The organism is Actinomadura bangladeshensis (assembly GCF_004348335.1).
GTDB classification, from domain to species: Bacteria; Actinomycetota; Actinomycetes; order Streptosporangiales; family Streptosporangiaceae; genus Spirillospora; species Spirillospora bangladeshensis.
Genome location: NZ_SMJW01000374.1, coordinates 1 through 5,596, shown reverse-complemented (window position 1 = coordinate 5,596; position 5,596 = coordinate 1). Strand labels below are relative to the sequence as shown.

6 protein-coding genes are annotated in these 5,596 nt (G+C 68.3%); all 6 read left to right on the top strand.

The features are described 5' to 3' along the window. On the top strand, positions 1-628 hold a 628-nt coding region (locus E1284_RS42165; protein ID WP_165965587.1), incomplete at its 5' end, for a hypothetical protein. Positions 629-794: 166 nt separating this feature from the next. Next, positions 795-1,646: an SCO4651 family lipoprotein gene (locus E1284_RS37905; RefSeq protein WP_131944966.1), complete on the top strand. Its 852-nt coding sequence runs from the start codon at positions 795-797 to the stop codon at positions 1,644-1,646. Between the two features lie 107 nt (positions 1,647-1,753). After that, positions 1,754-2,632 carry an SCO4651 family lipoprotein gene (locus tag E1284_RS37900; RefSeq protein ID WP_131944965.1) on the top strand — a complete coding sequence of 293 codons (879 nt, stop codon included), beginning with the start codon at positions 1,754-1,756 and terminating at the stop codon, positions 2,630-2,632. 372 nt (positions 2,633-3,004) lie between these two features. Next, positions 3,005-3,580, top strand: coding sequence for a 50S ribosomal protein L10 (rplJ, locus tag E1284_RS37895; protein ID WP_131944964.1), 576 nt, complete (start codon positions 3,005-3,007; stop codon positions 3,578-3,580). Positions 3,581-3,634: 54 nt separating this feature from the next. Continuing rightward, on the top strand, positions 3,635-4,024 hold the full coding sequence (gene rplL / locus E1284_RS37890; RefSeq protein WP_131944963.1) for a 50S ribosomal protein L7/L12: 390 nt from the start codon (positions 3,635-3,637) through the stop codon (positions 4,022-4,024). A gap of 552 nt (positions 4,025-4,576) precedes the next feature. Continuing rightward, positions 4,577-5,596 (top strand): ABC transporter ATP-binding protein (locus tag E1284_RS37885; protein ID WP_207924189.1); only part of this gene is annotated, 1,020 nt, incomplete at its 3' end.

Here is a 5,596-nt window from a genome sequence, read left to right as displayed (position 1 = left end):
GTCCGTGCGCGCCGGCGGGAACCCCGGCGCGCACGGACTGCCCACGGCACCGCCCCAGCCGGGCCCCAACCTGCACTCCTTCACCCGCAGGACCGAGATGAAGGTGACGCTCGGGTCGAACGGCGACTACCAGCACGCCGTCGAGACGGCCTCGTTCACGCTGTGGCCGAAGTTCGCGATGAGCGCCACCGGCGTCACGCAGACGAGCGAGGGCGGCGAGCTGAACAAGATCACCCAGAAGGTGATCGTGAGCGGGAACGTCCTCAAGGGCTACGACGGCGCGAAGTGGACGCAGTCCACGCTCAGCGCGGCGCAGCTCGGCGCGCTGCAGAACGACTCCGACCCCCGGCAGTTCACCTTCATGATCGGGACGCTGCCCGGGATGACCGCGAGCGGGCCGGACACGTCCGGGAAGACGCACTTCACGGCGCAGACGCTGATGAGCGGTGTGTACTCGCTGCTGCCGCAGGACGCGGCGACCCGGTTCCGCGCCTCGATCCCCGACTCCACCGGCTGCGGCCTCGACCTGTGGGCCGACAGCCAGGGGCGTCCGACGTCGATCCAGATGAACGCGCAGGCGCCCGGCGCGACCCTCGACGGGACGATGTCCTTCGCCTCCTACCGCTGACACGGCCTCCCGCGCTCCCGTCCGGCCACGGCGTCCGGCAGTGCGGGGGCTACGCCGTTGGTCGTACCGGCGAGGCCCCCATTCGTACCACCGGGGGATGCCCGCGAAGTTGATGTCCCGGAACACTGGGAAACATCAGAAGGGCGACAAGGGAGGCACACCCCTCATGAACCGACGACTTGCGGTCGCGGCCGGCGGCACCGCCGTGGGTGCCGCGCTCGTCCTGTCCGGATGCAACGGGGACGGGTCGGCGAACACCGAGAACATGAAGCTCAGTGCCGGGCAGGCGCTGATCAAGACGTCCGAGCGGACGGCGAAGGCCGACACGTTCAAGGCCGACCTCACCGTGGCCGACAGCGGGAACGAGTCCGGCAGGATCCACGCCAACGGGCAGTTCCAGCTGCGCCCGACGCTGCAGTTCAGCGCGAAGCTGGACGAGTTCAGCCGGAACGGGCAGAGCGTCCCCGGCGCCAAGGGCCAGGCGGTCTTCACCGGCAACGTGCTCTACGCGAAGGTCCCCCAGCTCGCCCAGTTCGTCAGCGGCGGCAAGCCGTGGGTGAAGATCGACGTGAACCAGGTGTCGCAGCGGACCGGCTTCGACGTCCAGGGCCTGGTCGACCAGGTGCAGAAGGTGGACCCGGCCGAGCAGACGAAGATGTTCACCGGCTCCAAGGACGCCCGCCGGGTCGGCACCGAGACGATCGACGGCGTGCGGACGACGCACTACACGGGCACGGTCACCATCGACGACGCGCTGAACCGCCTCGACGCGCAGGCGCGCGAGAAGGTGGGCACGTGGCTGCCGAAGGACCGCGCCAACGGCAAGATCAACTTCGACCTGTGGACGGACGGCGACAACCTGCCCCGCAAGATCGTGTCGAAGGCGAACGGCGACCAGGGCGAGACCGGCTCGGTGACCGTCCTCTACAGCGACTACGGTGACTCCGTCACGGTCAACCCGCCGCCGGCCGACCAGGTGGGCCGGCTGTCGATCGGGTCGCTGCTCGGCGGAAACTGAGACGGATCACCCCGGAAGGGGATGAACCGAAACGAGTTCTCCCGCGTCTGACCTATCGATCGGCCCGTGCGCCCGGGCGACCAGAAGACCCAAGGAGAACCCCCACGATGATCCGTCGTTTCGCCGCCGCCACGGCGCTGGCCACCGGCCTCGCCCTCTCGATGACCGGGTGCCTCGGGGACGCCGGGCAGAAGGTGGACGAGGCCGGTAAGAACATCAAGCTGTCGGCCGCGCAGGTGCTCGGCAAGGCCGCGGAGAAGACCGGCGACGTCAACTCCTTCAAGGCCGACATGTCGATGCAGATGACGGGCGCCACCGACGGCGACGTCTCGATGAACGGCACCATGCAGTACCGGACGAAGCCCGACCTCGCCTACAGCATGAACTTCACCGACATGACCGCCGCGGGCAAGTCGATGGGCGGCATGGAGCAGCGGCTCGTCGGCCGCACCATGTACATGAAGATGCCGATGCTGTCGGCCCTCGGCGGCAACGCGTCCGCCAAGCCCTGGATCAAGCTGTCGCTGGACGAGCTGGGCAAGCAGTCCGGCATGAACATCGACGAGCTGCTCCAGCAGTCCCGGCAGATGGACCCGGTCCAGAACACGAAGATGCTGACGGCGTCCAAGGACGCGCGCGAGGTCGGCAAGGAGACGGTGGACGGCGTCGAGACGACCCACTACACCGGCACCTACCGGATGGAGGACGCGATCGCGAAGCTCTCCCCGGAGATGCAGGAGGCCTACCGCAAGAACCTCGCCAAGAGCGGTATGCAGGACATGCAGTTCGACCTCTGGGTGGACGGGCAGCAGCTGCCGCGGCAGATGAAGATGAAGTCGTCCCAGACGGCCGCGGGCACGATGGCCATGACGATGAAGTACCGCGACTTCGGCAAGCCGGTCGACATCGCCGAGCCGCCGGCGAGCCAGGTCACCGACTTCGCCGAGATGATGAGCAAGCTCGGCGGCGGCCTCGGGGGCGCCTGACCCCGGCCGCCCGACGGCTCCGCCACGAGGGACCGCGACCCGCACGGGACGCGGTCCCTCCGCCGTTGTCAGGCCGTCAGGACCGCAGAGAGGTTGCGCAAAGTACTTGACGAGTTTGACGGTGTGCAGAGAGATTGCGTAACCTGCTTGACGCCGAAGACCGCCGGTCGTCACCTCCCCGTGAGGTGACCGAAGGACCCGACACCGTTCGGGCGGCCTGCGTAGGTGAGACGAGAGCTTCCGCATGGCCTCCGTGCCGTGCCTGGACGCCCCGTGCGCCTGCGCCGGGGCGTTTTTTGGTGGATCGGCGCCCCAGTCCCCTCGCTGTGGACGGGCGCGGATCGGACCACCCAGGTAATCGGAAGGAGGGCTATGGCCAAGGCCCACAAGGACGCGGCGATCGCCGAGCTCAAGAGCGAGTTCGAGAGCTCCAGCGGTGCCGTGCTGACCGAGTACCGCGGGCTCAGCGTCGCGCAGGTCAAGGAGCTGCGCGACAACCTCGGCGAGAACGCGCGGTTCCGCGTGGTGAAGAACACGCTGACCAAGCGCGCCGCGAACGAGGCCGGTGTCGACGAGCAGTTCCGTGACCTGCTCGAAGGCCCGTCGGCGATCGCGTTCGTGCGCGGCGACGTGGTGGAGGCCGCCAAGGGCCTGCGCGACTTCGCCAAGGCGAACCCGATGCTGGTGATCAAGGGCGGCTTCATCGACGGTCAGTCGATGGACGCCGCCGAGGTCGCCAAGCTCGCCGACCTCGAGTCGCGCGAGGTTCTCCTCGCCAAGCTGGCCGGTGCGATGAAGGGCTCGATGGCGAACGCCGCCGCGCTGTTCAACGCCCTGCCGACGCAGGCGGCCCAGCTCGCCGAGGCGCTGCGCGCCAAGCGCGAGGAGGCCGGGGAGACGGCCGAGGCACCCGCCGAGGCCGCGCCCGCCGAGGCCGCCGCCGAGTAGGCGCACCCGCGGTTCCGTACACCCGAGATTTCAAGCCATAGCGGAGGAAACATCATGGCGAAGCTCAGCACCGACGAGCTGCTCGACGCTTTCAAGGAGATGACCCTTCTCGAGCTCTCCGAGTTCGTGAAGCAGTTCGAGGACGTCTTCGACGTCAAGGCCGCCGCCCCGGTCGCCGCCGTCGCCGCCGCCCCCGGCGGTGCCGCCCCGGCCGCCGAGGAGGCTGCCGCGCAGGACGAGTTCGACGTCATCCTCGAGGGTGCCGGCGACAAGAAGATCCAGGTCATCAAGGAGGTCCGTACGCTCACGAGCCTCGGCCTCAAGGAGGCCAAGGACCTGGTCGACGGCGCGCCGAAGCCGCTGCTGGAGAAGGTCAACAAGGAGACCGCCGACAAGGCCAAGGAGGCCCTGGAGAAGGCCGGCGCGACGGTCACCGTCAAGTAGGACGGCTCCAGAGCTCCGGAGCCCTCGGCTCCACCGCTCTCCAAGGAGGCGGTCACCCCTTCGGGGGGTGGCCGCCTCCTTTGCGTTCCAGGCGGTCGAGGTTGCTCAGACTGTGCTCAGCCGGCGCCGTTTTCCTGTGCCGGAGTGATAAAGGTCCGCGGAAAAGCGTGTGCCGCGACGGGTTGTGTGGTCATCGGCGGGCGGCGTACCGTCCCGTTCTGACGCTGTGGTCACACTGGGCGGTCCCCGTCCCAGCCGCCGGGTGCGGGACAGCGGCCGGCGAGCGGACGGAACCCCGGGCTTGAGCGGCTGGTTCTTGGACCACTAGTCTCATAGGCGCCGTAAGTAACGATTGTCTTACGACGTCGCATTTGGCCGCTGATCTGGACCGGAACCCCTTCCATTTGGACGGTGGCCCGCTACGGTAGTGGAACCCGGCGCGGCTACCGGACGGTAGCAACACGGCGGACACGCCGTGTGACGACAGCAAGAGCCTGAGTGCTACTCGCTCATTGGTTCGGGATTCCCCCCGGCCTGGACGAAAGGTGACGAGTGGGCGTCGAGATCAGAGTCGAGGGCCTGACCAAGTCCTTTGGCCGCCAGGTGATCTGGCAGGACGTGTCGCTGACCATTCCCGCAGGTGAGATCTCCGTTCTTCTGGGCCCGTCCGGTACCGGCAAGTCGGTTTTCCTGAAGTCGCTCGTCGGGCTGCTCAAGCCCGACCGCGGGCACATCTGGATCGGCGACAGGGACCTGCCGCACCTGCCCGAGTCGCAGCTCTACGAGACCCGGAAGCTGTTCGGCGTCCTTTTCCAGGACGGCGCGCTGTTCGGCTCGATGAACCTGTTCGACAACATCGCCTTTCCGCTGCGCGAGCACACCAAGAAGTCCGAGTCCGAGATCAAGCGCATCGTCCTCGAGAAGATGGAACTGGTCGGTCTGCTCGGCGCGGAGAACAAGCTGCCCGGCGAGATCTCCGGTGGTATGAAGAAGCGTGCCGGCCTCGCCCGCGCGCTCGTGCTCGACCCGGAGATCCTCCTCGTCGACGAGCCGGACTCGGGCCTGGACCCGGTCCGCACCGCCTTCCTGAACCAGGTTTTCATCGACCTGAACGCGCAGATCAACGCGACGTTCCTGATCGTCACCCACGACATCAACACCGCCCGCACCCTCCCCGACAACATCGGGCTGCTGTACCAGCGGCACCTGGCGATGTTCGGGCCGCGGGAGATGCTGCTGTCCAGCGAGGAGCCGGTCGTCCGGCAGTTCCTCAACGCCAGCAAGGTCGGCCCGATCGGCATGTCCGAGGAGAAGGACGCCTCCGAGCTGGAGGCCGAGGCCAAGATGGGCCTCGACTCGGGCAAGCTGCCGCCGATCCCGCCGCAGCAAATGCCGACCAACGGGCTGATCCGGGCCGGCATGCACGCGCCCGGCGCGTGGTGCGCCGCGCACGGCGTCACCCCGCCGCCCGGCTCGTTCATCGACGACCTCGGCCGCAACTGGGTGGAGGAGTGGCCGCGGTACGTGGCGTCCATGGCGCCCGTCGGCGCCCCCGCCCCGGGCGGCCCCGGC

Coding starts and splice junctions, on each gene's coding strand:
- rplL (WP_131944963.1), top strand. CDS start 3,635: ATGGCGAAGCTCAGCACCGACGAGCTGCTCGACGCTTTCAAGGAGATG.
- E1284_RS37900 (WP_131944965.1), top strand. CDS start 1,754: ATGATCCGTCGTTTCGCCGCCGCCACGGCGCTGGCCACCGGCCTCGCC.
- E1284_RS37905 (WP_131944966.1), top strand. CDS start 795: ATGAACCGACGACTTGCGGTCGCGGCCGGCGGCACCGCCGTGGGTGCC.
- rplJ (WP_131944964.1), top strand. CDS start 3,005: ATGGCCAAGGCCCACAAGGACGCGGCGATCGCCGAGCTCAAGAGCGAG.